Here is a 24,977-nt window from a genome sequence, read left to right on the forward strand (position 1 = left end):
GACAGTACTCCCGAAACTTGTAAGGAGTCAAAGTGCTTTTTGCGCCTGACACCGAAGTTGCCCTTCGCAGCGTCGTCAACCTGATCAACACCGCAGCCAATGGGCAGGAATCACTCGTCACCCTTGAGGACCTCGATGCATTCCTGAAAGCGGAAGAGTTCACCGGTTCGCGGGTCAATTCCCCTGCCGAGCTGAACAGCATCAAACACCTTCGCAGCGAACTCACGGCCCTCTGGAGCGCCGATGAGGACACGGCCGCAAAGTCCGTCAACAAGATCCTGGCCGACGCCAAGGCACTCCCCCAGCTGGTAAAGCACGATCACTGGGACTGGCACCTCCACGCCACCACCCCCGAAGCTCCCCTGGCAGACCGGATGGGCACCGAAGCCGCCATGGGCATCATTGACGTGATCCGCAGCAGGGAAATGGAGCGCATGCGGGTGTGCGCTGCAGAGGACTGCGACGCCGTGGTGCTGGACCTGAGCCGCAACCGCTCCAAGCTCTACTGCGACACCGGCAACTGCGCCAACCGCGCCCACGTCGCCGCGTACCGGGCCAGGAAGGCCGCCGGGGGCGAATAGAAGGGCATAATGGCGGGCATGGGGGAACAACGCATCGGGCCTGGAATCAATCACCACGGACAAACCAGGTTGCGTGTTGCTTCTTTCCGGCAAATTGCCGTCGTTTACCCATTCGTAGCTACGGCTTGGATTGCTGCGATGCTAACGCCGCCGATGATCGGCGTCGACACCATACTTGGCGTCTTATTGGCCGTGACCCATGTTCCGGTCTTTGCTATCGGCCTGGCATTGCTGACTGGCCTGCCGCTGCGACTCAACCAACGCCTTTCACGCTGGTGGATGGGAAATGGCCGCTGTTACATCTTGCTCGCTGCCGCCGCGACACTCCTCATGATTTCGGGCTATTCCCGGCGGATTCGCCAAACGGGGGTGATCGACGGAATGCCATACGACGAGGTGACCCCCGACATGGGACTTGTGGCCGCCGGCTGCTTCATCATCACATTCCTGGCTGTGAACGCTTCGCTCCCTCTCCGATTCAAGAAGCGCACCGACGTGGGGAGCATGGCACCATGAGTGACCTCCACGGCGGGTCAGCCGCGGAACCGCCAACCAACCCCGTGGGACCACCCCGATATCCGGTCGTCGCGGAAAGGCATCATCCGCAGGCAACCGGACAACCACTGCCACAGCCTGGCGCCCCACGGCCTTTGACTCTGCGGGAACTTCCCCGGGAGCGGTCAGGCAGCACGGGCCTGGCACCTTTCAGCCAACTGGCTCTCGCCTTCGCAGTGCTCGCACCAACCTGGGTTAGCTTCCAGTTTTCTTTGATGGTGGGCTATGACGGACTGCTAAGTTTCATCGGTCTGGCGCTGAGCGGCCTCATCATTCCGCCGTTGGCGATCGTGGCCGCGGTTGTTGTCGGCCTGCCGCTTCGACTCATCCCCGCAGTGAACCGTTGGTGGTCAGGAAACCTGCGCGTATATGCGTCTCTGGCAACCATCACCATCGGCCTCATGGCGGCCGGATTCGTTATGACAGTCCGCCAGGTTGGCGACTTGGACGGAATCGCCTATGACACCGTCACCCCGGACCCCTACCTCCTATGCGCCGGTTGGCTTCTGGCGGCCCTGCTCCTGGTCAACGCGTCGCTCCCCCTTCGGTGGTCGAAGAAATCAAGAGCGGCCTGATCCCTCGAACCACCCGCCGCACCGTTGAAGGCAGAGACCAGCAGCCCACAAAAAAGCGCTCCCCCACCAAGGTGAGGAAGCGCTCGAAGGTCAGCGGCCGGCGTCGTGCGTTTCCGTGCCATCATCCGGAGCACCAGGGCCGCCATGGTTGGGGCGCTTGGAACTGAGGTTGACGCCGGATCCCTTGCCGAGGTGGTCGGCGTTTTCCTTGTGGCTCATGGACAACATGGCCGCCACAACGAGGCTCACGATGAACGCGATGCCGGCGCCCGTGAAGGCGAGGTCGAACCGCGGGGCCTTCGCGCTGCCGCCGGAAGCGAAGATGAGAACAGCCACGAAAGCCAGTACCGCAAAGAACGCGGAGAACATGAGCGGTCCCTTGACCGAGGTCCGCATCTTGCGCGGTTCTCCTGGTGTCTGGTCAGCCACGGTCATTCCTCCAATGATGGCGGTTAGTGTCCGCCGGTCTGCAAAAGTTCTACAACGAGTAGAACGTCCAGCTACTAGTTTACGGCCTCGGGCGAAGCGCCGGGAGCAGCGGCCTGGGAAGTGCCGGAGGCTGTCTTGGCATCGTGCCGCAAAGTCAGCCCTGACAGGATCCACAGCACACCGGAAATGATGGCCCCTCCACCGGCGACACCCAGGAGCGCGTGGGCTCCGAGGGAGGTGAAGAACGGCAACAGAACTGCGGTTCCGACGGAAATGACGCCGGAAACGAGCCAGTCCCGCGCCAACATGTCCCGTTTCCGGAAACCATGGGCGAATTCAAGGAGCCCCAGCACCAGCAGGGCCAGCATCGCCGACAAAGCTACGCCTGCGTCCGACTGCGTTACCAGCGCCACGAGTCCAGCCAAGGCCACCACTGCGGGGACTGCCACCGGCAAAGCACGCGACATCCACACCGCGCCTGCGGTGGCGAGCAGATACAGGCCCACGGCCCACGCCAGGACATGCACGGACGGGGTGGCCCAGAAGATCGTGACCGCGCCGAACACCAGCGCAACAGTGGCACGGATCAGCACGGGTTTCCAGAGTCCGGCCGCGGAGGCAGAAGGAGTCTGGGCAGGAGTCGCTGGGAGAGTCACCCGTCCAGTTTAGTGCGAACCCAGCACCATCCACCGATCCGTACGTGCGCGCAGCCCCAAAGTCACCCCGCGGGCCAGCATGTAGCCCAGCGCAAACGCCGCCCACAGCCACAGGAGCCCCGCCTCGCCGTCGGGCCTTAGTTGGTGGACTGCCACCAACAGCGGCACATAGACGGCAAGATTTACGACGCCGGCAATCGCCAGGTAGCGCGCGTCGCCGGCGCCGATGAGGACTCCATCGAGGACGAAAACGTAGCCGGCCAGGGGCTGTCCCACCGCGAGGACCCAGAGGGCAACGGTGAGGGCTGAGCGTACGCCGGCGTCGGGGGTGAAGAGGTAGCCGGCCCACGGCGCCGCGATGGCCAGCAGCACCCCGGTTATCACCCCGAATCCCAAGCCCCAGCGGATCATGGTGCGCGTCAGTTCCCTGACCCGGCCGGCGTTCCGGGCGCCAAGTTCCTTGCCGATCAACGCCTGCGCGGCAATGGCCAAGGCATCCAGGGCGAAGGCGAGGAACGAGAAAATAGTCATGGCCAACTGGTGGGCCGCGAGGTTCACGGCGCCCTGGGCTGTGACCACCAGGACCGTAGCGAGGATGGCGAGGCGAAGGCTCAGGGTGCGGAGCATGAGCCACGAACCCACCTTGGTCATGGCGCGGATGCCATGCCAGTCGGGCCTCAGGGACACGCCGTGTTGCCGGGCGTTGCGGCTGACCATCACCAGATAGACGGCAGCCATGGCCCATTGGGCGATGCTGGTACCGATCGCGGAACCCGTCACGGACATGTTCAGGCCGTAGACGAAGAACAGGTTGAGGGCGATGTTAACGGCGAAGCCCGCAGTTGCCACGACAAGCGGCGTCCTGGTGTCCTGGAGTCCGCGAAGAACACCCGTGCCGGCAAAAATGAGGAGCATCGCGGCCAGGCCAGGCATGGACCAGCGCAGGTAATCGACGGCGAATTGCTGCACGTCTCCTGTCGCTCCCATGAACCCCACCAGGGGCTCGGCGGCCACGAACCCGGCCACGGCGAGCGCGAGCCCGAGCAGTAGAGCCAACCACACGCCGTCGCGCCCTGCTGCCAAAGCCTTGCCCAACTTGCCGTCGCCGATCGCGCGGGCCACTGCCGGCGTCGTCGAGTAGGCCAGGAAGACCATCAGCCCCACGGCGGTGTGCAGAATGGTGGACGCGAGCCCCACGCCGGCCAGTTGGTCGACGCCCAGATGCCCGACGATTGCCGAGTCGGCCAGCAGGAACAGGGGCTCGGCTATGAGTGCGCCGAACGCGGGGACGGCCAGGCGGAGGATCTCGCGGGCGTTGGAGCGGGTGGGGGCGGTTGTGGTTTGAGGCACTAAACCAGACTAGTCCGCCGCGGGCCGGGTACATTTGGGCCGTGTCACATGAGCATCCCGTCACCGTTTCCGTAGCCCGCACCATCCTCCCGGGCTACACCCGCCAAGCCAACGCCTGGGCCCATGCCGGCCAGGAACTCGCCCGCGAATGGCCCGGATATTTGGGGTCGGGGTGGGTTCGCAATGGGGTGGATTCCACTGAATGGCACATGCTTTATCGGTTCTCAGACGCCGAGTCGCTGCAGGAGTGGGAGGACTCCGAGGAACGGCGTTGGTGGATTGACAGCGCCAGGGACATGATGGAAACCACCCGGGTGGAGCGTCACACGGGGATTGAGGGCTGGTTCTCGCAGCCTGGCGACGTCTCGGTGGTGGTGCCCGAAACGGTGGTGCCGCCGCGTTGGAAGCAGGCCATCAGCATCTTCCTGCCGTTCTTCCCGCTGAGCTTGCTGGCCAACTTCCTGCTTCATCCGTTGACGCAGGACTGGCCGTTGGTGTTCGCGGTGCTCCTGAACATCGTGATCCTTACGCCGCTGATGACGTACATTTTCCTGCCGATCACCACCCGGCTGCTGCAGCCGTGGCTCCAAGCGAAACCGCGCCGCAGCCGCTAGCTGGGAGTTTGGTCATAAAAAGCCACGATTAGTTGACACTTCAACTTATCTCCGGGAGGGTTGAAGGATGAACAAGTCCAGCTTGACCACCACAGCCCTGACCATCCTGCGCGTTATTGCAGGATTTCTCTTCGCCGCGCACGGTTGGCAGAAGTTCAACGAATTCACCATCGCAGGCACCCAGGCCTCCTTCGCGCAGATGGGTGTCCCCGGAGCCTCGACAGTAGCCCCCATCGTTGCCACCTTGGAGCTGGTGGGTGGCATTGCGCTGATCATCGGGTTCCTGACCCGCGTGTTCGCAACGCTCCTGGCCGTCAACATGCTCGGCGCCCTCTTCCTGGTGCACGCACCGGCCGGCATCTTCGTCGGCAACGGCGGGTATGAGCTGGTGCTGCTCTTCGCCGGCGCAGCCCTGGCCCTCGCACTGGCAGGTGCAGGCAAAATCTCCGCCGACGCAGCACTGTTCGGTCGCTCCGGATCAAAGCTCCGCGTTCTCGCGTAGCCAGTTCCCCGCCAGCCCCCACCGATCCTCTCTCACATAAACGTCCCTTAACGCCAACGCTCTCTCCCTTGCTTCAAGAAAGGGAGAGAGCGTCGGTGTTTAAGGCAGGGGATGTGAGAGACGGTCTAGCCCTTGACGCCCGTCAGCTCGTTCGGCACGTGCTCCAGCTGGGCCGATTTCACTACCTTTCCGGCACTCAAGTCCACCGCGTGGATGGTTCGCGTCGCAGGCTCGGTGACGTACGCCGTCGAGCCTTGAACGAACAGCGTGGGCCGCGGGTCCTGCCATGTGGTCGATTCCTCCCATGCCCCAACCACCGGAATGGTGGAATTGATGGTGCCGGTCAGCGGATCGATGACACGCAATCCACCATCCGTGCCGAGTACCAGCGCTTCACCAGCAGGCCCGCGGCCCAATGAGCGGAAGGAGTAGCTGGTGCCAATATCCACCAACTGGAGACTGGCCGTCTCTGTGTTGACCAGCGAGATCCGGGTGGGCCGCTCCAGCTCGGCAGCCTTATCCACCTTGTAGTCGCCCAGGATCACTGGCGATTTTTCGGAGCCCGCCTGATTTCCCATCCGACCATAAGCATCCGGGCTCGCTACCTTGGTAATGGCACCATCCTTGTAGATGAGCATTCCGTTTTCGCAGCCAACCACCACGGCTTCGTTCGCCGCTACGGCCTCACCATGAACGCCAGGGCAGTCCTCGTTACGCAGGACTTCCTTTCGGTCCTGGCCCTTGCCTGCGGAAAGGACTGCGATACCGGAACGGCCTTCCTCATTGCCAAGGGTTACCAGGAGCCCGCCATCCTCAAGCTCCACGGCCACTCCGTGATGGGCCTCCGGAGTGGTGTAAACGTCGGTAGAGGGTAATTTTCCATCCTCCACGGCAGCTGCCAACGCGGAAGTTTCAAAGCTCTCCACCTTGCCGGAACCATCATTGAACAGCACCGCCTTGCCCCCGTGCAGCACTACGTGCCCGGCCTTGTCTGCCCCGAATGCCAGGTCAGTCAGCCGGGGATCAGTCACGTAATGATGGCTGTGATCGCCGTGCGGCTCGGTCCAGGCACCGGCGTCGAAAAGTCGGAAGGAGTCCCCCGTGGATACGAAGACGTGGCGCCCGTCGCCAGCGGGGTTCAAGCGGTTGAACCCGGAAATTTCAGCACTTCCCACCGGCTTGAGCGAGGCTGCGTCCAGAACCGAGATGCCGGCGTCGTGCGTGTAAACGAGCCGCGGAGTCGGCGCTCCGGCCTCCTTTGCACTGGGGGATGACGTTGGCGGGGGCGCTTGGTCAACCGGGTTGCCGGCTGAGCCACCAGGGGCGGCGCACGCTGTCAGCAAGAGAGCAGCGAGCCCGACGGCGGCAATCGGCTGGGCGCGAAGCCGGCGTTTCCGCGGGGTCAGGACTAGGGGCGAGGGGGTGAGGTGATGAGGCATGGTTAAATGATATTCATTCTCATCTAAGGTGCAACATGACCGCCAAATGGTTGTCATATTGCACGCTGACGGCACCCACGCCTCCCCCGGACCGTTTCAGTGATAGAAATGGCCAGATGACCACGATCCTCACCGGTGTTGGTGCCAGTACCGGGACCACCCAGGGCCCTGCCCGCCTCATCCACGGTCCCGACGAATTCAGCCGCTTGCAACCCGGCGACGTCCTGGTCTGCCGCACCACAGACCCCGCGTGGACGCCCCTCTTCGGAATGGCCTCCGCCGTAGTGACGCAAACCGGCGGAATGCTCTCCCACGCCGCAATCGTGGCCCGCGAGTACGGAATTCCTGCCGTCCTGGGCGTCCGCGATGCATTGGACCTGCTGACGGACGGAAGCCCCCTGCACGTGGACGGCACGCAGGGAACCATCACCGTCACGGACAGCAAATGACGCTTCTCACCCTGCATTCCGTACGCCTTCTTGGATTCGCAGATACTGACGCGGTGGCAGAACGCTTCGCCCGGGATCGCGCCATGGTGGAGTCGGAACTCATCGACGCCGGTGTGAACGGCTTCGTGTCATACAGCACCTTTGCGGGGAGCAGCGGGTGGTCGCTGTCGAGCCGGGGCAGGGCCGAGAATGAGCGGCTCCTTGCCGATGAACTGGACAAAGCCGGCGCCCGCGATACCGTGCTGGCCGTCCACGACGCATTCGGCGGGTTGAACAAGTCAGTTGTGGAGGCTTGCAGCGCCGTCCAGCTGCAGGCAGCAGCCAAGGATCACGCTACGAACGTCCTGAGCGAGGCCCTGACCGCGTGGCATCCCTCCGAAGCGAAACTCACCGGTGCGCTGCCCCGATTCGAAGGCTACGCCGAGCGGTTGATGCAAGCACTAAAGCACGCTCCCCATGACACCGCGTGGCTCACGGCCACGGACCGTGACTCCTTCCACCGCGTCTGGTTCGAGCTCCACGAGGACCTCATCGCCACCCTGGGAATTCAACGCAGCTGACGCCTACGGGCCCACACGTCTTAGTCACGTAACAGAAACCTGCCGACAGTAAGATTCCAACCATGAGCGATGACGCCGCCAATTCAGTGACCCTCCGCTTCCTGGCGGCCCCCATGGACATCGGACACAGCGGGTCCGTCGACGCCGGCACGGTCCTTGAGTGGGTGGACAAGGCAGCGTACGCAGCAGCAGTGGGCTGGTCAAAGTCGTACTGCGTCACCGCCTACGTGGGCAACATCCACTTCACGGATCCGGTCAACAGCGGCGACATGGTTGAGGTGACCTCCACCATCGTCTACACCGGCCGGTCCTCCATGCATATCCACACCGTGGTCAGCTCGCGTGATCCCAAAGGCGGTCCCGAGACGATGCACAGCCAATGCATGGTCATCTTCGTGGCCGTGGGCCCGGACGGGAAACCAATTCCTGTCCCTCAGTTTGAGCCGTCAACGCCTGATGAGATTGAGCAGCGCGACCACGCCTTGGCGCGCATCGAAGTCCGCGAGCAGATCGTCAACGCAATGAACGCCCAGGAATACACCGACGCGGGGACCGCCGAAAGGGTCACGCTGCGGTTCATGGCGTCCCCTACTGATGTGAACTGGGGTGGCAAGGTCCACGGTGGCATCGTCATGAAGTGGATCGATGAGGCCGCGTATGTGTGCGCCTCCCGGTACTGCGGAAAGGACACCGTGGCCGTCTTCTCCGGCGGCGTCCGGTTCTACCGGCCCTTGCTGATCGGCCACGTAGTAGAGGTAGAGGCCCGACTCGTCTACACCGGCGCCAAGGGCATGCACATCGCAGTCCACGTCCGTTCCGGTGATCCGAAAACCCGTGAAATGAACCTGACCACCTACTGCCTCACGGTGATGGTGGCCCGCGATGACACCGGCACTGCTGTACCTATTCCCGAATGGGTTCCGGTATCGGACGAGGACAAGAAGCTGCACGCCCACGCCCGCGAACTCCTGGAAATCCGGGGACGGGCGCCCGGAAACCGGCTGCCGGACCACTTGTTGAAGGCAGCTGGCAGCTGATGGATGTCGTTTTTGTGGTGGCCGTCTTCGCGGCGGTGTTTGCCGTTGCCCTCGGCAGCATAGTTTGGACCAACGTGCAGCAGGGCAGGCGGGCGAAGGTGAAACCGCCGGCGCACAGGGGGGCGTTCCAATCCCAGCGCGGACGGGTATACAAGCATGGCTCCACCAGCCACAACGCAACTCCGGGAAGCGGCACGTAGGGCGGACTACCCCACCAAATTCTCCGCCGCACCGTCCATGTGGGCGATGATCGTTTCCCTAGCCTTGGCCGCGTTTCCGGTCTCAATGGCTGCAACAATGTCGTGGTGACGCCCGACGCTCATGTTCCGGGTGGCGCGTTCCAGCCCGGCGAACATGATGGACATGCGGATGGAACCCTCCAGCGATTCCCACGAGTGCAGGAGCGTTTCGTTGCCGGACAGCCGGCACAGGGTGCGATGGAACTCGAGGTCGGATTCGATCCGTTCCTCCAGGGAAGATGCAGCAGCCTTCTCCATCGCATCGACGGCGGCACGCAGCTCTGCGAGCGCGGCCTCCTTGTCGGGCATATCGCTCAACGTCCGTGCCGCGAGGGACTCCAATACTCCACGGACAGCGAAGATATCGCGGATTTCCTTGACGTCCAGGTGCCGCACTGACATGCGGCCGCGTGCTCCGGCGGAGATCAGGCCTTCCTGTTCCAGCTGGCGAAGGGCTTCGCGGAGCGTCCCGCGGCTGATTTGGAGCATCTCGGACAGCTCGGTTTCCACCAGGTGCCGTCCGGGTTCCAGCTCACCACTGGTGATCGCGGTCCGCAGTGCTGCGAGCGCCTGTTCTCGCAGGCTCTTCTTTTCAAGTCCCAGCAGGGATGCGGTGACGGCCATGGTGGGTCCTCGGTTCTATGGGCAACTGCTGACAGTCGGGTGTTAACTGTCGATACTACGTGCAGATGCGCGGGACAGGCAGTAAGTCCTGTCCCGCGCATGCGGCGCACCTCAGCCGAGCTCTGCGAGCACCTTCGCGACGATCCTGTCCACGGACAGTCCGTAGCGCTCATGCAGGGTGGGCAGCGCACCGGCGTCGAGGAACTGGTCCGGAAGCGCAATGGGAACCACGCGCTTGCCCAGGCCGGAGGTTACGACAACGGAGGCAACAGTTTCGAACAGGCCGCCAACAACGGTGTGGTTTTCCAGCGTGACGGCGAGGCGGTCGGTGTTCAGCTCGGCCAGGACAGTAGCGGAGTCGAAGGGCTTGATGGTGGGCGTGTGAACCACGGCAACATCGACGTTGTGCTTGGCCAGGGCATCTGCCGCCTGCAGGGCACGCATGGTCATCAAACCCGAGGAAACGAACACAACATCATTGCCGCCGCGCAGGACCTTGGCCTTGCCGAGCTCGAACGTGTAGTCGTACTCATCCAGGACCGTGGGCACATTGCCGCGCAGCAAGCGCAGGTACGTGGGCCCCTCGGAGGCCGCCAGCTGGGGAACGGCCTGCTCGATGTCCACCGAGTCACAGGGGTCCACGATGGTCAGGTTGGGCATTCCGCGGAAGATGGCCATGTCCTCGGTGGCCTGGTGGCTCGGTCCGTACCCGGTGGTCAGGCCGGGCAGGCCGCCGATGATGTTGACGTTGAGGTTCGGCTCGGCGATGTCCAGGCAAAGGAAGTCGTAAGCGCGCCGTGCCGCGAACACCGAATAGGTGGAAGCGAACGGGATCAGGCCGGTCTCGGCCATGCCGGCGGCGGCACCGAACAGGAGCTGCTCAGCCATGCCCATTTGGAAGAAGCGTTCAGGGAAGGCATTGGCGAAGATATGCATGTCCGTGTACTTGCCCAGGTCCGCGGTCAGGCCCACAATCCGCGGATCAGCCTCTGCGGCTTTGACCAAGGCATGGCCGAACGGTGCTGACGTGGTCTTCTGCCCGGGGTCCGCGAAGGACGCGATCATGGCGGAAGTCTTCAGCTTGGGCTTCACGGTGGCGGTGGTGTCGGGGGCTTCAGTGGTGGCGCTCATCGGGCGGCCGTCCCTTCGTATCCTGCGGTCAGCTGTTCGCGGCAGATCTGCCACTCGTGCTCTTCGATGCGCATGAAGTGCGCCTTTTCGCGGGTCTCCAGCAGCGGCACGCCGCGTCCCACCTTGGTATCGCAGAGGATCACCGAGGGCCGCCCGACCGGAGCCGCGACGGCAGCGATGTTGTCGAACGCGGCCAGCAGCGCACCGACGTCGTTCCCGTCCACACGCTGGGTGTACCACCCGAACGATTCCCACTTTTCCGTCACTGGTTCGGTGCGGAGCACGGTGTCAGTGGCGCCATCGGCCTGGAGCGCGTTGATGTCCACCATGGCGGTCAGGTTTCCGAGTTGGTGGTGGTGCGCACCCATGGCCGCTTCCCAGGTGGAACCTTCGTCCAGCTCACCGTCGGAGAGAAAGTTGATCACGCGGGATCCCGAGCTCTGGAGCCGCAGGCCAAGCGCCATTCCGACGGCGACCGTCAGCCCGTGCCCCAGCGAACCGCCGGAGATTTCCATGCCGGGCGTGTAGGTGGACATCCCGGACATCGGCAGGCGGGAGTCGTCGGATCCGTAGGTTTCGAGCTCGGCCACGGGAACGATTCCGGCTTCGGCCAGCGCGGCGTAGTGCCCGATTGCGTAATGCCCGGTGGAAAGCAGGAACCTGTCGCGGCCCTCCCAGTGCGGGTCTTCGGCGCGGTACGTCAGCTGGTCAGCGTAGACCGCGGCGAGCATGTCGGCTGCACCCAGCGCCTGGCCAACATACCCCTGGCCTTGGACCTCGCCCATGTTCAGGGCGTGGTGCCGGATGCGGTAGGCGGCGGCGCGGATACGGTCCACGCGCTCGGGTTCTGGGTTTGCTGCAGCCGTAGCCGCTTCGACTGATGAGAGAGTCATTGGGTTTCCTTCCGGAGCCGGGCGCGTACCGATGGGGAGAACGCGCCCGACGTCGATTGGTGCTTTAGGCGTTTACCGTCTGGGGAGTTTTGCTGGCGGCTTCTTCGGCGAGTGCACGCTCGCGCTTGCCCCAGGTTTCCCTGGTGATCAGCGCTGCCCACAGGCCGATTGCTGCGTAGACGCTGAAGAGCAGTGCCGGGCCCATCCAGCCCATGCTGACGAACAGCAGCGTGGTGATGAAAGGCGTGAAGCCGGAGACCATGGCGGAGATCTGGTAGGACAGCGAGGCGCCGGAGGAGCGGGTCTTGGCCTGGAACAGTTCGGGGAACCAGGCACCCTGCGCGCCGGCAAGGGAGTTCTGGCACACGGCGTAGGCGATCACGATCGTGGCGATGATCAGGAAGAACAGGCCGGTGTTGACCAGCATGAACATCGGGATACCGAACAATACTGCGAAGGCCGTGGACCAGATGTAGACGGGCCGGCGACCAACGCGGTCCGTGAGCTTGCCCCAGAAGTAGGTGGCGAAGATTCCGATGCCGGCCGCGATGCAGAGGGCCACAAGCGTCTCGGTCTTGTCCGCCAGCTTGTTGGTGTGGAGGTAGGAGATCATGTAGGTCACGGAGACCGCGTAGCCGGCCGTTTCAGCAATGCGCAGTCCGATGCCGCGGACGATGTTGCGCCAGTCGGTCTTGATGACCTCCACAATGGGGGACTTCACGATGTCGCCCTTGCTCTTGACGTCCTCGAATACCGGGGACTCCGGAACCTTGGAACGGATGATCAGTCCAACAGCCACCAGGATGATGCTGGCGAGGAACGGGACACGCCATGCCCACTCGCTGCCGAGTCCAACGCTGCTGAGGAAGACCAGGTTTGCGAGCAGCAGGCCAACCGGGAAGCCGGCCTGCACGATTCCCGTGAACTGGCCCTTCTTCCGCCATGGTGCGTGCTCGTAGCTCATGAGGATGGCACCGCCCCATTCGGCTCCGAAGGCCAGGCCCTGAATGACGCGGACCAGTACCAGCAGTGCGGGGGCCAGGAGGCCCACTTGCTGGTAGGTAGGCAACAGGCCGATCGCGAAGGTGGCCAGGCCCATGAGAATAAGTGAGGCCACCAGGACCGGCTTGCGGCCGAGCTTATCGCCGAGGTGCCCACCGATGATGCCGCCAAGGGGACGGGCAGCGAAGCCGACGCCGAGGGTCGCGAAGGAGGCCAGTGTGCCTGTCACCGGGTCGGCGCCCGGGAAGAATGCCGTACCGAAGTACAGTGCAGCGGCGGTGCCGAAACCGATGAAGTCGTAGGTTTCGATGACTGCGCCAACGCCGGAACCGACGGCGACGCGCTTTGCTTCCTTGGTTCCATGAACCGGACCACGCATGGTCAGAGCTTCATTGCTCATGTGTGTCTTTCCCTTTCAAGAGTGTGGTGCTTCTTCGGCAACCCCACTGTCGACAGTCAACATAATACGACAACTGTGACCGACGACACCAGCAATGTCAACAGTCAACTTAGAAGGTTGACTGTTGACAGTTAACGGAAGTAACGTGGTGTCCATCACTAAGGTCCCTCTCTGGCGAGGGCCCAAATTTGAGGATCAACGACGATGTTTCATCAACGACTTGGCTGTTCGTCCATCAGCTTCCGCCACCAGGATCTGGCAAGTGCCCTGCACACGATGCGCAGCCTCGGCTTCGAAGAAATCGACCTCGGCGCACTTCCGGGCGTCTGCGACCATGTGCCGTATGTACTGGACGCTGCGGCAGTCGAGGCCGTTGCCGCCGTCGTCAATAGCTCAGGACTGCGCGTCCGTTCGGTGAACGGCGATATCGGGGACCTCAATGAAACGCTCGACGCCGGTGCCCGGGAAGCGCGCGAACGGCACCTTGGGATGCTGCTCGCCCTGGCCGCCAAGACCGGGGCGAAAGCGCTGGTACTGCCCTGCGGGGCAATCGACCACGATCCCGTGCGCAGCCTGGAAGAAGACATCGACCTCGTGGCGGAGCAGCTGATCCATGCCTCTTCCCGTTCAGCAGAGTTCGGCGTCGAGCTCTGGACCGAATCCCTGCACTACTACCGGCTGTGTTGGAACACGGAACGGGCACAGCTGCTGGCCGACCGCCTGGCCGGTTCCGGCGTCGGAATCGTCATGGACTTCAGCCACATCGTTGCTTCCGGTGGCGACCCCGTGGACTTCGTGGACCGCTTCGCCCCACTGGTGAAGCACGTCCATCTCCGGGACGCAGTTCCGGCCACGGAAACCGAACCCGGCAACATCAACCTCAGCATCGGCAACGGCAACGCAGACTTCGCTGCAGGCCTGGCAGCACTGGGGAACGTCGGCTACACAGGCCACTTCTCCCTGGAACTCGAAACCCGGGACGTCACCCACGACGAACGCCCGGCGGCCGCCGCCAAGGCAGCCAGCTTCATCACAGACCTCATCTAAACCCGCCACCTCATATTCAAGGAGCACCATGACCACCATCCAGCGCACCGCCGTCCTCACCGGAGCTACCTCCGATCGCGGCATTGGCCTCACCACCGCCCGCCGCTACGCCAACCAGGGCTGGGGCATCGTCATCCTGGACCTGGACGGCGAGAAGTCTGCCAAGGTTGCCGCCGAGATTGCCAACGAGTTCAACGTTCCGGCGTTCGGCTACGAGATCGACGTTGCCAACGAAGCCTCCGTCATTGCAGCCCAAGCCGCCGTCGCCGCCGAAGTTGCCGCAGACAACCTCCCTCCCGTCGGAGCACTGGCCAACATCGCCGGCATCACCTCCCCCGTCCCATTCCTGGAAACCACCCTCGAACTGTGGCACAAGGTCATGGACGTCAACGCCACCGGAACCTACCTCGTCACCAAGGCCTTCCTGCCGGACATGATCGCCAACGGTTGGGGCCGCATTGTGAACATGTCCTCGGTCTCGGCCCAACGCGGCGGCGGCGTCTTCGGCAAGGTGCCCTACTCCGCTGCGAAGGCCGCCATCCTGGGCTTCACCAAGGCACTGGCCCGCGAAATCGGCGAGACCGGTGTGACCGTAAACGCCATCACCCCCGGGGCCGTGGACACCAACATCCGCGTGGGCAGCACCGAGGAGCAGGAAGCCGCCATCAACGCCGGCATCCCGCTGGGCCGCAACGCCACCACCGAGGAAGTAGCAGCAGTCATCACTTTCCTCTCCTCCGAAGACTCGGCTTACCTGACCGGCACCACCATCGACATCAACGGCGGCAGCCACATCCACTGACTCTCGTCGCCCGCACCAGCACCAGGAGCCCCAATGACCAGAATCTTCAACGATCCAGCTGATTTTGCGGACGAGGCCTTGGCCGGCTTCTGCGATGCCCACTCGGACCTTGTCCGGCACGTTCCGGGCGGCGCGGTACGCCGGCACCGCCCGTCAGCGCCCAAGGTCGCCGTTATCACCGGCGGCGGATCCGGACACTACCCGGCCTTCGCCGGCATCATCGGCCCGGGCTTCGCTGACGGCGCCGTGGTGGGCAACATCTTCACCTCCCCGTCAGCCCAGCAGGCCTACTCAGTGGCCCAAGCGGCCAACTCCGGAGCCGGTGTGGTGTTCACCTACGGGAACTATGCCGGTGACGTGATGAATTTCGGCATGGCGGGCGAACGCCTGAACGCCGAGGGGATCCCGACGGAAAACGTTCTGGTGACTGATGACATCGCCAGCGCATCCCCCGCAGAGTCAGAGAAGCGTCGCGGTATTGCCGGTGACTTCGTAGTCTTCAAAGTCATGGGTGCAGCGGCCGAAGCCGGGCTTGACCTTGAGTCTGTGGTTCGTTTGGGTCGAAAGGCCAACAGCCTCACCAGGACCATCGGCACAGCCTTCAGCGGCTGCACCTTCCCCGGTGCCGACCAGCCCTTGTTCCGCCTTCCCGAGGGGCAGATGGGCCTGGGACTTGGCATCCACGGCGAGCCTGGACTGTTCGATACCGAGCTGCCATCCGCCGTCGAGCTCGGCCGGGAACTGGTGCGGCGCGTGCTGGCTGAAGCGCCCCCGGACGGTTCACGCCGCCTGGCTGTGATCCTCAATGGCCTGGGTTCCACCAAGCACGAGGAACTTTTTGTCCTCTGGCGAACCGTGGCTCCGCTGCTTCGCGAAGCCGGCTACACCCTGGTGATGCCGGAGGTTGGCGAGCTGGTGACCAGCCTGGACATGGCTGGCGCCTCGCTGACACTGACGTGGTTGGATGAGGAACTCGAGCAGTACTGGACCGCTCCGGCGCTGACTCCGGCCTACCGCAGGGGTGCCCTGGGGTTCGAGGTTCCTTCCGCAGTTGCTGCAGACGCCGAACTGGATGCTGCGACCACCGCCGACTACTCCTCAACAGAGGAGTCGCGCTCATACGCCGCGCACTGCTTGCATGCCTTGGACACTACTGCAGCCCTGTTGCGCATCTCCGAAGCGATGCTGGGCGACATGGACGCAATAGCAGGCGACGGCGACCACGGCCGCGGGATGGTCCGTGGCTCGGCCGCAGCCCTGGACGCAGCAGCAGTTGCTTCTGAGCGCGGCGCCGGAGCCGGCTCGCTGCTGGCCGCTGCCGGAGACGCGTGGGCCGACAAAGCCGGAGGAACGTCAGGCGTGCTGTGGGGCGCGGGATTGCGCGCCTTTGGTGAGCGGTTGGGAGATGCGGAAATCCCGACGCCGGATGTCCTCGCCTAGGCTGTCCGGGCCTTCGCCGACCGCATCGCAAGCCTCGGAAAGGCGGAGCTTGGCGACAAGACCATGATGGACGCTTTGCTGCCCTTTGCCTCCTCCCTTGAAGAGCGAATCAGCGCCGGCACCCACCTGGAGCAAGCCTGGTCCGCCGCTGCGGCCGACGCCACCCGGGCCGCTGCGTCCACTGCGGAACTTCGCCCCTTGAAGGGCCGTGCCCGGCCGCTGGCGGAGAAGAGCCTCGGTACCCCGGATCCCGGGGCGACATCGCTCGCCATGGTGTTTGCCGCCGTCGGTCCTCACTTCACTGCCGTTCCCGTTGCAGCCCCCGTTGCAGCAACCACCTAGGAGAACTTATGCGCATCGTTGTGGGCGCCGACGAAGCCGGCGTTGACTACAAAGACAGGATCCTGGCCGACCTTGAGGCTGACTCCCGGATCACTGAAGTGATCGATATCGGAGTAAACCGGGCCGATGAGGACTTCACCAGGCCGTACCCCTACGTTGGCATCGCGGCCGGTGAAATGATCCGCGACGGCAAGGCCGACCGGGCCATCCTGTTCTGCGGCACGGGAATCGGGGTTGCAATTGCTGCCAACAAGGTTCCCGGTATCAGGGCCACAGCCGCTCACGATTCGTTCTCCGTTGAACGCTCCATCTTGTCCAATGACTGCCAGGTCCTCACCATGGGCCAGCGGGTTGTGGGCGTGGAGTTGGCCCGCCGGTTGGCCAGGGAGTGGATCGGCTACGTCTTCGACCCTTCGTCCGGGTCAGCTGCGAAAGTGAAGGTCCTCAGCGACTTCGAGGGCTGCTGAAAACCTCCTGAGCATGGAAAAAAGCCGCGCAGGCGGTAAGAAATCCTCCTGCGCGGCCCTCGAGGCGTAAGACCTACTTGATCAGCGCGGCTGCCTGATCCATAAGGGCACCGGCCGCTTCCGGCCCGCCGTCCACACCCTCGCTGGCGGACGCCGTGGCGGAGATCAGGACACCATCTTTGACCGCATGGGCAATGTAGATTGCACCCACCCTTCCGTCAGGAAGGGCCATGACGGTCTTGTAACCCGCTGTTCCGGGAACTTTGCCCATGCCTTCAACCTTCTCGGTAGAGGTAGTGAGCGTCTGCCCTTCAGCGGAGTACGAGACCTTTTTGCACTCCTCCGCCTGGGATTTGCTCTTCTCCAAGTCGTCACGGAGGCGGGCGGCATCGACGCCGGAGGTCATTGAGACACTGCTGATGAAACCGTTGGCCTTGGTGCGGGTGGTGCCGGCCACCGCGGAACCATCGATGGTGCGCGGCGCCCCGAGCAGGAATGGATCCTTGCAGGCGGCGGGTTCAATGGTGGCTCCCGCGAATCCCTTGACCACCGAGTCATACTGCGCCAGCAGCTCGTCGCCGGAGAGGACGGCGGGGGTGGTGCCATCGGCGAGCTTGACCTGCCCGACCAATCCGATGAGCTCTTCCTTGGTGTACTGCTTCACGGGCGTCGGCGCCGGAGCAGCAGCCTCACTTGCCGGGGCGGACGTTGATCCTTGTGGGGCCGCCGTCCCACCACCACAGGCCGTGAGAGCCATAATTACCAGTGCCGATGCCCCGAATCCGAGCAGCGAATTTTTCTTCATGTGTTTCCCCAATAATTCTTAGTGATACGCCCGCAGACACGGACTCACTTAGACTACTGGCCCGGCTTGGCTGCCCTGGACTGCGCCGTTTGAGGGCTAGAAGCCGCCGCCACCGGCGCCTGAGTCGCCTGCCATATTGGCAAAACGCGAGTAGTGGCCCTGGAACGCAACCACAATGTCCTTGGTGGGACCGTTACGGTGCTTGGCGATGAGGATGTCCGCTTCACCGGCGCGCGGCGATTCCTTGTCATAGACATCCTCACGGTGCAGCAGGATAACCATGTCGGCGTCCTGCTCGATCGAGCCGGATTCACGGAGGTCGGACACCATGGGGCGCTTGTCCTGACGCTGCTCGGAACCACGGTTCAGCTGCGAGAGGGCGATGACGGGAACCTGGAGCTCCTTGGCGAGCAACTTAAGCGCACGCGAGAACTCGGAAACTTCCTGCTGGCGGGATTCCACCTTTTTGCCGGAGCTCATGAGCTGGAGGTAGTCCAGGATGACCAGTTTGAGGTCGTGCTGCTGCTTCAGGCGGCGGCATTTTGCCCGGATCTCCATGAGGGACATGTTGGGGCTGTCGTCAATGAACAATGGAGCATCGTTCATGCGGCCCATGGTGGTGGCGATCTTGGACCATTGCTCGTCCTTGATGGTGCCCTTGCGGAGGTCCTGCAGGCCAATCGTGGCTTCCGCAGAGAGAAGGCGCATGGCGATCTCGTTCCGGCCCATTTCCAAGGAGAACATGACTGTAGCCAGGTTGTTCTTGATGGCGGCGGAACGGGCGAAGTCCAGCGCGAACGTGGACTTACCCACGGCGGGACGTGCTGCAATAACGATCATCTGGCCGGGGTGGAGTCCGTGCGTCAGTTCATCCAACTCGTAGAAGCCGGTAGGGACGCCGGTCATGCCTTCGCCGCGGTGGCCGGAGGCTTCGATCTCGTCCACGGTGGATTCCATGACGTCCTTCAACGCCACGTAGTCCTCGGCGGTACGCTTTTCCGCCACCGCGTAGACCTCGGCCTGGGCCTGGTTGACCAGGTCTTCCACTTCGCCGTCCTGGCCGTAACCCATCTGGACGATTTTGGTGCCGGCATTAACGAGGCGGCGGAGGACTGCGCGCTCGGCAACGATCTCGGCGTAGTACCCGGCGTTGGCTGCCGTGGGCACGGTCTGAATGAGCTCGTGAAGGTAGGCAGGACCACCGATCCTGTTGATTTCCCCGCGCTTGGTCAGTTCATCCGAGACGGTGACGGCGTCGGCAGGTTCACCACGACCATAGAGGTCGATGATGGACTCATAGATGGTCTCGTGCGCCGGACGGTAAAAGTCGTGGCCGCGGACAATTTCGACCACATCCGCGATTGCGTCCTTGGACAGCATCATGCCGCCGAGCACAGATTGCTCGGCAGGAATGTCCTGGGGAGGTTTCCGGCTCGAGTCCGAAGCGCGTGTGCCCTCGATTGAGTCCAAGTGCGTAACTGACAAAGCCGTCCTCCATTTGTGTACCGCTGCAGAGATCTACTCCCTGGCGGCCCGTAAAGCGCAGTGTGTGGCTACGAGGTCCGCCTGGTGTCTCTGACGATGCCAGACAGGGCGGACAAAATAGCGTATCCACAAGTTATCCACAGCTGATATCTCCCACCTGCCGCCAGAAGTGGCTATTTCAGGGTCCGGGGAAACTCAACAGGGGATATCCAGGTCCAAAATGGACACTCCAGACACGTTACAGCAGGTGCCTGACACCCCCTGTGGAAAACCTGTGGAATACAAGCCCCACGTTGTGCACAGACTGTGCGTTACCCTGTGGATAGAGAAATTCTTTTGCAGGAAAACAGCCTCTGACCTGCGGAAACGCACTTCACAAGCTGTGGACTCAAGAAAGATTTGCCGCTGATTAATCCACAGACCCCGCGTCCAACCACGCATGGAGGGGCGCAAAAAACACACCAAACATGCCTCAAATGTGATGCATCTTACAAAGTCGCTTGAATTTGACACGACTCTCTCGGAAGCTTATGCCGTTCATGGAATGTGCTGTGGATAACCAACTTCTGGCATAAGCTCTAGGCATGGGGATGAACTTTGGTGATGTGTTGACGATTGCCCTTCCGCTTCTAGTCCTCGTCGGCCTGCTGTGGGCGCTCACGGCGGCCTTCAAACCGCGCGATACCGGCGTCTCTGACGCCGAGAGGTATCAGCGGGAACTGGCAGCCCGCTCGGCTGCGCACCAAGCGTCCCAAGTCCAGGAAGCACTGGCTTTGCGGGCCCGCATCGAGGCCACCACCAAGCCGAGCCAGAACGAGGCAAGCCACCGGGAACAGGCAGAGAACGCCAGGACCGCCATCCAAGCCCAGGCCGGGAGGTCAGCATCGGCGGGGCAGGCCGGACACCAGCCCGCCGTCCTTCCCAATGGCCAGCTGAACCCACAGCTTGCTTTCGAGCTCCAAAACCTGGTTCGCAGCGGGAAAAAGATCGAGGCCATCAAGGTTCTGCGCCAAGCCACCCACTCAGACCTGCTTACCGCCAAGAACTACGTAGATCGGCTCTGACAACGCCATGGATTCCATCCTCATCCCGCTCCTGATCCTCGTTGCGGTCATTGCGGGCGTGCTCCTGCTCATTCGCTCGTTCACCAAGCGTTCCGCCGAATCCAAGGCGGACGCAGCAGCGGCCAACATCCCTACGGATCCCGTGGAGCTTGCCAGGGAATCTGCCGCCAAGCTGAACCAGGAGCAGCACCGGCAGCTGTACTCCCTGATTGCGCGGGGCCAAGGCATGGCAGCCATCAAGCTATACCTCCAGTCCACCGGAGAAGGCCTGCGAGCATCGCGCGATGCCGTAGGTGCCCTCGCAGCGCACCCGCAGCCGTTCACGCCCGAGGTCCCCGCCAAGGACCTGCTGGCCGAGGACGATGACGAGCCGGAGCGTTTCCCGTACCGGTACCGGGCCATCGTCAGCAAAGGCGAGGTGACCCGGGAAGTGAGCAGCAACATGCTCAATGACGAGATCTACGGAAGAATCCGCACGCTCGCCAAAAGCGGCGATGTCGAGGGCGCTGCCATCGCGCTGACACGCCACTCGGACATCACCATCAAGCAGGCCCGCGAGTTTATTGAACTGTTGGACGACTAGGAAGCCCTAGAAGTCGAACAGGTCCCCGAGGAAGCCTTCCTTCTTCTTGCGCTTGCGGCCATATCCATCGCGGTCGTAGCCATCACGCCTGTCCCCATCCCGACGGTCGTAGTCACGCCTGTCCCTGTCGTCATAGCGCGGCTGCTGGGGACGGGATTCGAACGGGTTGTAAAGGGGCGGCGGCGCAATAGGGGGCTGGGCCGGTGCAGCTGCAGGACGGGCGGCCGCAGGGCCTGTTTCCGCGGCGACGCGGTCAATGATCTTGTCCAACTCGCCACGGTCCAGCCATACACCCCTGCATTGCGGGCAGTAGTCGATCTCCACGCCGCTTCGTTCGCTCATCACCAGGTCAATGGAATCCACAGGACATTTCATGTCTGCCCCAACGATCAACCGTGCCAAATAGTTCAGGCCAGCCAAGGACCGGAACTCCCCCAGGCAGCCTCTTCCGTGACTGCTTCCCGGACAGGTCTAACGGCCCGCTGAGATCCCTGCCAGCAGCTGCTCAAACGGCAATGACTCAAGGGCATCATTCTTGCGGTTTGGCTGGGGGCCACTGAGCAGTTGCACCAGCTCACCCGCAGCCCTGTCCACGCGCGCCGAGAGGGGCGAGCCGCCGTCGTCGGTGTTTCCCCAGTCCTGCGGCCCCGCGAAGACGCCGGTCGCCGCAATCCTGGTGCGGAGGTAGGTGAACAGCGGCCGCATGGCGTAATCGAGCACCATCTGGTGGCGGTCCGTGCCGCCTGTAGCGCCGAGGAGAACGGCTTTGCCGTCCAGGGACTTCGGATCAAGGACGTCGATGAACGACTTGAAGAGTCCGCTGTAGGAGGCGCTGAAGACAGGACTCACGGCGATGATGGCGTCGGACTGGTCGACGCCGGCAATCACCTCAGCCAGACGGGGCGCGGCATAGCCGGTCACAAAGTTGTTGGCGATGTCCACCGCGAGGTCGCGCAGTTCGATGATGTCGATCGTGGCGTCGTAGCCTGCCGCACGCAGCTGTCGCTCGGCGGAGGCGGCCAGTTGGTCGGCCAGCAGGCGGCTCGACGACGGGACACCGAGTCCGGCGGAAAGTACGGTGATGCGGCGGGTTTCCATGGCATTCTCCTGTTGCTTGTTCATCCAGTTTACATGCGTTTGCATCTAAATCAATGAACAGGGGGCTGCCCTGAAGTATTCCCTGAACCCCTATCTCCCCTTCAGTTCGGTCAGGAACGCCACCGTGGCCGCGGAAATCTGCCCTTGCGCATCCTCGCGATCCACAGAAGGGTCGCGGTCGCCGGGCTGGGGCCCATAGCTGCCGAAGAACGCGTGGTTACCGCCCTGGACCTCCACGAACGTGGAATCCAAGGGCAGCAGTTCGCGGGAAGCATTGATCTTTTCCGGCGTGCTGAGTCCGTCCTTCGAGCCGGAGATGGACAGCACCTTCAGCCCGGCGCGGTCGCGCATGGAATCCAGCGGATAGGAGGCGTAGAGCAGCAGGCCGTTAACGTCCTGGTTGCCCAGCGCGAACGAGCTCGCACTGACGCCGCCCAACGAATGGCCGCCTACCGTCCACGTGGAAATCTCCGGATGCGCCGCCATCGCACCACTGGCTTGGTTGCCGTCCAGCAAACTGAGATTAAGGGGTGTCTTCAAAATCACCACCAACACTCCTGCATCCGCTGCGGGCTTGAGAATATCCACGTAGGCCCTGGCTTCAACCCGGGCGCCCGGGTAGAAGACGAGGCCCTTGGTGGCCTGTCCACCTTCGGGCGCCAGGACGATCGCCGTCGGCTCCTCAGCCATAGAGACGCCGGCCGCTGCCCCGGCTGCGGCCGGCGGCTGGTACGCGAAAGGGTTCAGCCACACCAGCATGGCCACCAGCGCGAGCACCGCCACGCGCCCTGCCCACGCCCCGACGGCCCGCCATGCAGAACGCTTCAGGGAAACGCGGCGGCGCCGCCACAACAGGACAGCCCAAAGAAGGCCGACGACGGCGGCAGTCACCAACAGCGCGGGCATCAACGGGTGGCCGCGCAGAACGGCGGGATTCCCGATCAGCATCCACAGGGGAACAAGGACCAGAGCCGCCGCGCACACTCCGGACGCCCAGTAAAGAACGGGCCTGCGAGTGGCTTGAATGGCGTCAGGAGAGGAAGTCATACTCCAATAATAGTTCCATCATGGAGATACTTTGAGCCTTCCGCATGTGGGACGCTGAAGTTTTAGCGCCGCGGGGCGTGTGTGGAGAGGAAAGCAAACGTCCTGTCCCGCGCCTCGCGGGCCTCGTCAAAGTTCAAGTGGAACTGGTACTCGTGCGGCAGTTCGGGCTCGTGGGTGGCGGGCCAGAACAGCTCGGTCACCTGAACGCCGGCATCCTTGAGGCGGTTGCTGTAGGGAACCGACTGCAGCCAGGTGAGTCCGTCACCGTTCCCACCACTGATGAAAGTGGGCGGGAAATCGTCCGTGACGAAGTCAATGGTGGACATGGTGGCCCCGGCATAGGTGGCGGACCAATCCTTGGTGCCCGTGTACGCCCACAAGGACGTCTTGAAACCCCAGGCAACGATCCCGCTGAGGTCTGCCATGGCCCGGAGGTCATAGACACCGCAATGCAGGATGGTGGCCGCCAACTCCGACTTCTGGAGGGCCGGCTCGATCCCCATCAGGTTGGCATACTCCGGGTTTACGGTCAGGGTGGTCATCTGGCTGGCGAGCTGGGCACCGGCAGAGTCGCCGGCCAGGACAATCCTGCTGGTGTCCACATTCAGTTCGGCTGCATGGGCCTTGATGTAGGCCAAGGCCTCGTTGATGTCACGCACGGCAGTGGGGTACGTGGCTTCGGGCGCGATGGGGTAACTCATGCCAATAGTGGTGTATCCCTCGGCAGCGATGATTTGGAGGTACGGATTCACGTCCCGTTGCGCACCGGAAATCCATGCTCCTCCGTGAATCCACACCACCGTGGGAAGGGGCGCCGTGGTTCCCTCGGGACTGAAGACGTCAAAGGTTGAACCGGGCTTGTAGACCACTCCGGGCTGGGTCTGCAGCGGGGTATCAGGGATGTACGGTGTCATTTCATCGATGGTTGCCTGTGCCCCGCGCTCAAAGACGCTCCGGATCAGCATGGCCGATGGCCATGGCGTCGCCGACAACACCAGCAGGACGATCAGTACCAGCACGATCGCGATGTCCAGCTTCTTCAGCCGGAAGGACCGTTTTCGCCCCGGCCGCGACAACCGACCCGCGCCTGCTGGTTGGTTTTTACCCGTGCTGGCTTGGATTGATTCCAACGGTCCCATCACACACTCCCCCGGTCGGTGCACCTGTGGACCATGCTACGGCCGCCAAGGCGTTTGCCGACGTCAGTCCGACGGTCGCGCCGCCCGCAGCAGGACGCCTTCGCCGCCGTCGAACTTTACCGTGTGGAATGCGGCACCGCGGGCAACCTCGGTAAACCCCCACCGCCGGTGCAAAGCCAACGAGGCCTCGTTGCGCGCATTGACCACGTACCAGGCACCCTCAGCCCGCTCCCACACCCACTCAAGGCGGGCCTGGGTCAGCTCCACAGCCACTCCCCGCCGCCGGAACCCGGGTCGGACCGTGACGCCACCCAAATAGTGCCCAGCTGGTGCCGGGCCGTCGCCATGGTCCCAGTAGTGCGTTTTCGCCCAGCCCACGACGCCGGAACCTCCAGCCGCCGTCGTGTCATCCTGCGCTTCGGCCACTAGGACCAGACGGGCGGGGTCCACCATACCAGCGGTCATATTCGCGGCGAACGGCCCCGATCCGGTTGCGGAAATACGACCCGCGTCCAGCTCCACAGCCAGTATGCCCGCCACGTCAGCGGGCAGGGCGGGTCGGATCGTGAAGGACATCGGCCCAGTCTAATCAGCGGAATTGCTTGCACTATGAGGGCCAGCT

29 protein-coding genes and 1 pseudogene are annotated in these 24,977 nt (G+C 63.2%); 15 read left to right on the top strand and 15 right to left on the bottom strand.

Features of this window, described 5'->3' with window-relative positions; genetic code table 11:
- Positions 1 to 32: 32 nt before the first annotated feature.
- The 3 genes from LDN85_RS21415 to LDN85_RS21425 are packed head-to-tail and all read left to right on the top strand — an operon-like array spanning position 33 to position 1,711.
- Complete coding sequence (locus LDN85_RS21415; RefSeq protein WP_026541098.1) at positions 33 to 581, top strand: CGNR zinc finger domain-containing protein; 549 nt, start codon at positions 33 to 35, stop codon at positions 579 to 581.
- 18 nt (positions 582 to 599) lie between these two features.
- The gene (locus LDN85_RS21420; protein ID WP_139183518.1) at positions 600 to 1,097 is read left to right on the top strand and encodes a hypothetical protein; all 498 of its coding nucleotides are present in this window, start codon (positions 600 to 602) and stop codon (positions 1,095 to 1,097) included.
- Positions 1,094 to 1,711 carry a hypothetical protein gene (locus LDN85_RS21425; protein ID WP_223944243.1) on the top strand — a complete coding sequence of 206 codons (618 nt, stop codon included), beginning with the start codon at positions 1,094 to 1,096 and terminating at the stop codon, positions 1,709 to 1,711. Before LDN85_RS21420 ends, LDN85_RS21425 begins: the two co-directional genes overlap by 4 nt.
- Positions 1,712 to 1,801: 90 nt before the next feature.
- Here LDN85_RS21425 and LDN85_RS21430 read toward each other — a convergent pair whose 3' ends face one another.
- The 3 genes from LDN85_RS21430 to LDN85_RS21440 all read right to left on the bottom strand — a co-directional run bounded on the left by LDN85_RS21430 (position 1,802) and on the right by LDN85_RS21440 (position 4,146).
- Entirely contained in the window at positions 1,802 to 2,146 is a 345-nt protein-coding gene (locus LDN85_RS21430) for a hypothetical protein (RefSeq protein WP_026541097.1), read from the bottom strand.
- Positions 2,147 to 2,214: 68 nt separating this feature from the next.
- Positions 2,215 to 2,796, bottom strand: coding sequence for a DUF308 domain-containing protein (locus tag LDN85_RS21435; RefSeq protein ID WP_223944244.1), 582 nt, complete (start codon positions 2,794 to 2,796; stop codon positions 2,215 to 2,217).
- Between the two features lie 9 nt (positions 2,797 to 2,805).
- Entirely contained in the window at positions 2,806 to 4,146 is a 1,341-nt protein-coding gene (locus tag LDN85_RS21440; protein WP_223944245.1) for an MATE family efflux transporter, read from the bottom strand.
- 41 nt (positions 4,147 to 4,187) lie between these two features.
- Here LDN85_RS21440 and LDN85_RS21445 point away from each other — a divergent pair, with 41 nt between their 5' ends.
- Both LDN85_RS21445 and LDN85_RS21450 read left to right on the top strand, forming a co-directional pair.
- Positions 4,188 to 4,760 carry an antibiotic biosynthesis monooxygenase gene (locus LDN85_RS21445; RefSeq protein WP_026541094.1) on the top strand — a complete coding sequence of 191 codons (573 nt, stop codon included), beginning with the start codon at positions 4,188 to 4,190 and terminating at the stop codon, positions 4,758 to 4,760.
- 67 nt (positions 4,761 to 4,827) lie between these two features.
- Positions 4,828 to 5,262: a DoxX family protein gene (locus tag LDN85_RS21450; protein ID WP_223944246.1), complete on the top strand. Its 435-nt coding sequence runs from the start codon at positions 4,828 to 4,830 to the stop codon at positions 5,260 to 5,262.
- 125 nt (positions 5,263 to 5,387) lie between these two features.
- Here the strand turns inward: LDN85_RS21450 and aztD are convergent, their stop codons facing one another.
- The gene (gene aztD, locus LDN85_RS21455; RefSeq protein ID WP_223944247.1) at positions 5,388 to 6,701 is read right to left on the bottom strand and encodes a zinc metallochaperone AztD; all 1,314 of its coding nucleotides are present in this window, start codon (positions 6,699 to 6,701) and stop codon (positions 5,388 to 5,390) included.
- Between the two features lie 116 nt (positions 6,702 to 6,817).
- Between aztD and LDN85_RS21460 the strand changes: the two genes are divergently transcribed.
- The 4 genes from LDN85_RS21460 to LDN85_RS21475 all read left to right on the top strand — a co-directional run bounded on the left by LDN85_RS21460 (position 6,818) and on the right by LDN85_RS21475 (position 8,947).
- Positions 6,818 to 7,150 (top strand): PEP-utilizing enzyme, encoded by a 333-nt coding sequence (locus tag LDN85_RS21460; protein ID WP_091553556.1) that lies wholly within the window; start codon positions 6,818 to 6,820, stop codon positions 7,148 to 7,150.
- The gene (locus tag LDN85_RS21465; protein ID WP_223944248.1) at positions 7,147 to 7,710 is read left to right on the top strand and encodes a hypothetical protein; all 564 of its coding nucleotides are present in this window, start codon (positions 7,147 to 7,149) and stop codon (positions 7,708 to 7,710) included. Before LDN85_RS21460 ends, LDN85_RS21465 begins: the two co-directional genes overlap by 4 nt.
- Positions 7,711 to 7,772: 62 nt before the next feature.
- Entirely contained in the window at positions 7,773 to 8,747 is a 975-nt protein-coding gene (locus LDN85_RS21470; protein ID WP_026541089.1) for an acyl-CoA thioesterase, read from the top strand.
- Positions 8,747 to 8,947, top strand: coding sequence for a hypothetical protein (locus LDN85_RS21475; protein WP_091553564.1), 201 nt, complete (start codon positions 8,747 to 8,749; stop codon positions 8,945 to 8,947). Before LDN85_RS21470 ends, LDN85_RS21475 begins: the two co-directional genes overlap by 1 nt.
- A gap of 6 nt (positions 8,948 to 8,953) precedes the next feature.
- Here the strand turns inward: LDN85_RS21475 and LDN85_RS21480 are convergent, their stop codons facing one another.
- The 4 genes from LDN85_RS21480 to LDN85_RS21495 form a co-directional block, all read right to left on the bottom strand.
- Entirely contained in the window at positions 8,954 to 9,610 is a 657-nt protein-coding gene (locus tag LDN85_RS21480; RefSeq protein WP_026541087.1) for a GntR family transcriptional regulator, read from the bottom strand.
- A 111-nt stretch (positions 9,611 to 9,721) separates the two neighbouring features.
- Positions 9,722 to 10,741 (bottom strand): transketolase C-terminal domain-containing protein, encoded by a 1,020-nt coding sequence (locus LDN85_RS21485; RefSeq protein ID WP_026541086.1) that lies wholly within the window; start codon positions 10,739 to 10,741, stop codon positions 9,722 to 9,724.
- Positions 10,738 to 11,634 carry a transketolase gene (locus tag LDN85_RS21490; protein ID WP_026541085.1) on the bottom strand — a complete coding sequence of 299 codons (897 nt, stop codon included), beginning with the start codon at positions 11,632 to 11,634 and terminating at the stop codon, positions 10,738 to 10,740. The genes LDN85_RS21485 and LDN85_RS21490 overlap by 4 nt, the downstream gene beginning before the upstream one ends.
- 64 nt (positions 11,635 to 11,698) lie before the next feature.
- Positions 11,699 to 13,036 carry an MFS transporter gene (locus LDN85_RS21495; protein ID WP_026541084.1) on the bottom strand — a complete coding sequence of 446 codons (1,338 nt, stop codon included), beginning with the start codon at positions 13,034 to 13,036 and terminating at the stop codon, positions 11,699 to 11,701.
- 204 nt (positions 13,037 to 13,240) lie between these two features.
- Between LDN85_RS21495 and LDN85_RS21500 the strand changes: the two genes are divergently transcribed.
- The 4 genes and pseudogenes from LDN85_RS21500 to LDN85_RS21515 all read left to right on the top strand — a co-directional run bounded on the left by LDN85_RS21500 (position 13,241) and on the right by LDN85_RS21515 (position 17,134).
- Complete coding sequence (locus tag LDN85_RS21500) at positions 13,241 to 14,083, top strand: sugar phosphate isomerase/epimerase (RefSeq protein ID WP_026541083.1); 843 nt, start codon at positions 13,241 to 13,243, stop codon at positions 14,081 to 14,083.
- A 28-nt stretch (positions 14,084 to 14,111) separates the two neighbouring features.
- Positions 14,112 to 14,885 (top strand): SDR family NAD(P)-dependent oxidoreductase, encoded by a 774-nt coding sequence (locus LDN85_RS21505; RefSeq protein ID WP_026541082.1) that lies wholly within the window; start codon positions 14,112 to 14,114, stop codon positions 14,883 to 14,885.
- Positions 14,886 to 14,918: 33 nt separating this feature from the next.
- Positions 14,919 to 16,667, top strand: a pseudogene (locus tag LDN85_RS21510) (dihydroxyacetone kinase family protein).
- A gap of 8 nt (positions 16,668 to 16,675) precedes the next feature.
- Positions 16,676 to 17,134, top strand: a complete 459-nt coding sequence (locus tag LDN85_RS21515) for a ribose-5-phosphate isomerase (protein ID WP_223944249.1) — start codon at positions 16,676 to 16,678, stop codon at positions 17,132 to 17,134.
- A gap of 73 nt (positions 17,135 to 17,207) precedes the next feature.
- Here LDN85_RS21515 and LDN85_RS21520 read toward each other — a convergent pair whose 3' ends face one another.
- Together LDN85_RS21520 and dnaB are read right to left on the bottom strand one after the other, a co-directional pair.
- Entirely contained in the window at positions 17,208 to 17,939 is a 732-nt protein-coding gene (locus LDN85_RS21520) for a hypothetical protein (protein ID WP_026541079.1), read from the bottom strand.
- A 96-nt stretch (positions 17,940 to 18,035) separates the two neighbouring features.
- The gene (gene dnaB / locus LDN85_RS21525) at positions 18,036 to 19,424 is read right to left on the bottom strand and encodes a replicative DNA helicase (protein ID WP_026541078.1); all 1,389 of its coding nucleotides are present in this window, start codon (positions 19,422 to 19,424) and stop codon (positions 18,036 to 18,038) included.
- 590 nt (positions 19,425 to 20,014) lie between these two features.
- Between dnaB and LDN85_RS21530 the strand changes: the two genes are divergently transcribed.
- Together LDN85_RS21530 and LDN85_RS21535 are read left to right on the top strand one after the other, a co-directional pair.
- Positions 20,015 to 20,488 carry a hypothetical protein gene (locus tag LDN85_RS21530; protein WP_026541077.1) on the top strand — a complete coding sequence of 158 codons (474 nt, stop codon included), beginning with the start codon at positions 20,015 to 20,017 and terminating at the stop codon, positions 20,486 to 20,488.
- A gap of 7 nt (positions 20,489 to 20,495) precedes the next feature.
- Positions 20,496 to 21,071, top strand: a complete 576-nt coding sequence (locus LDN85_RS21535) for a hypothetical protein (RefSeq protein ID WP_026541076.1) — start codon at positions 20,496 to 20,498, stop codon at positions 21,069 to 21,071.
- Positions 21,072 to 21,077: 6 nt separating this feature from the next.
- On the opposite strand, the gene LDN85_RS21540 is transcribed toward LDN85_RS21535, so the two are convergent.
- The 5 genes from LDN85_RS21540 to LDN85_RS21560 form a co-directional block, all read right to left on the bottom strand.
- On the bottom strand, positions 21,078 to 21,434 hold the full coding sequence (locus LDN85_RS21540) for a zf-TFIIB domain-containing protein (RefSeq protein ID WP_026541075.1): 357 nt from the start codon (positions 21,432 to 21,434) through the stop codon (positions 21,078 to 21,080).
- A gap of 108 nt (positions 21,435 to 21,542) precedes the next feature.
- Positions 21,543 to 22,169: an FMN reductase gene (locus LDN85_RS21545; RefSeq protein WP_026541074.1), complete on the bottom strand. Its 627-nt coding sequence runs from the start codon at positions 22,167 to 22,169 to the stop codon at positions 21,543 to 21,545.
- Between the two features lie 90 nt (positions 22,170 to 22,259).
- Complete coding sequence (locus LDN85_RS21550) at positions 22,260 to 23,216, bottom strand: alpha/beta hydrolase (protein ID WP_026541073.1); 957 nt, start codon at positions 23,214 to 23,216, stop codon at positions 22,260 to 22,262.
- A 62-nt stretch (positions 23,217 to 23,278) separates the two neighbouring features.
- Positions 23,279 to 24,355, bottom strand: a complete 1,077-nt coding sequence (locus tag LDN85_RS21555) for an alpha/beta hydrolase (protein ID WP_026541072.1) — start codon at positions 24,353 to 24,355, stop codon at positions 23,279 to 23,281.
- Between the two features lie 63 nt (positions 24,356 to 24,418).
- Complete coding sequence (locus LDN85_RS21560; protein ID WP_026541071.1) at positions 24,419 to 24,931, bottom strand: GNAT family N-acetyltransferase; 513 nt, start codon at positions 24,929 to 24,931, stop codon at positions 24,419 to 24,421.
- Positions 24,932 to 24,977: the final 46 nt, after the last annotated feature.

Origin of the sequence: Arthrobacter sp. StoSoilB20 (genome assembly GCF_019977295.1) — a bacterium.
Lineage (GTDB): Bacteria > Actinomycetota > Actinomycetes > Actinomycetales > Micrococcaceae > Arthrobacter > Arthrobacter nicotinovorans_A.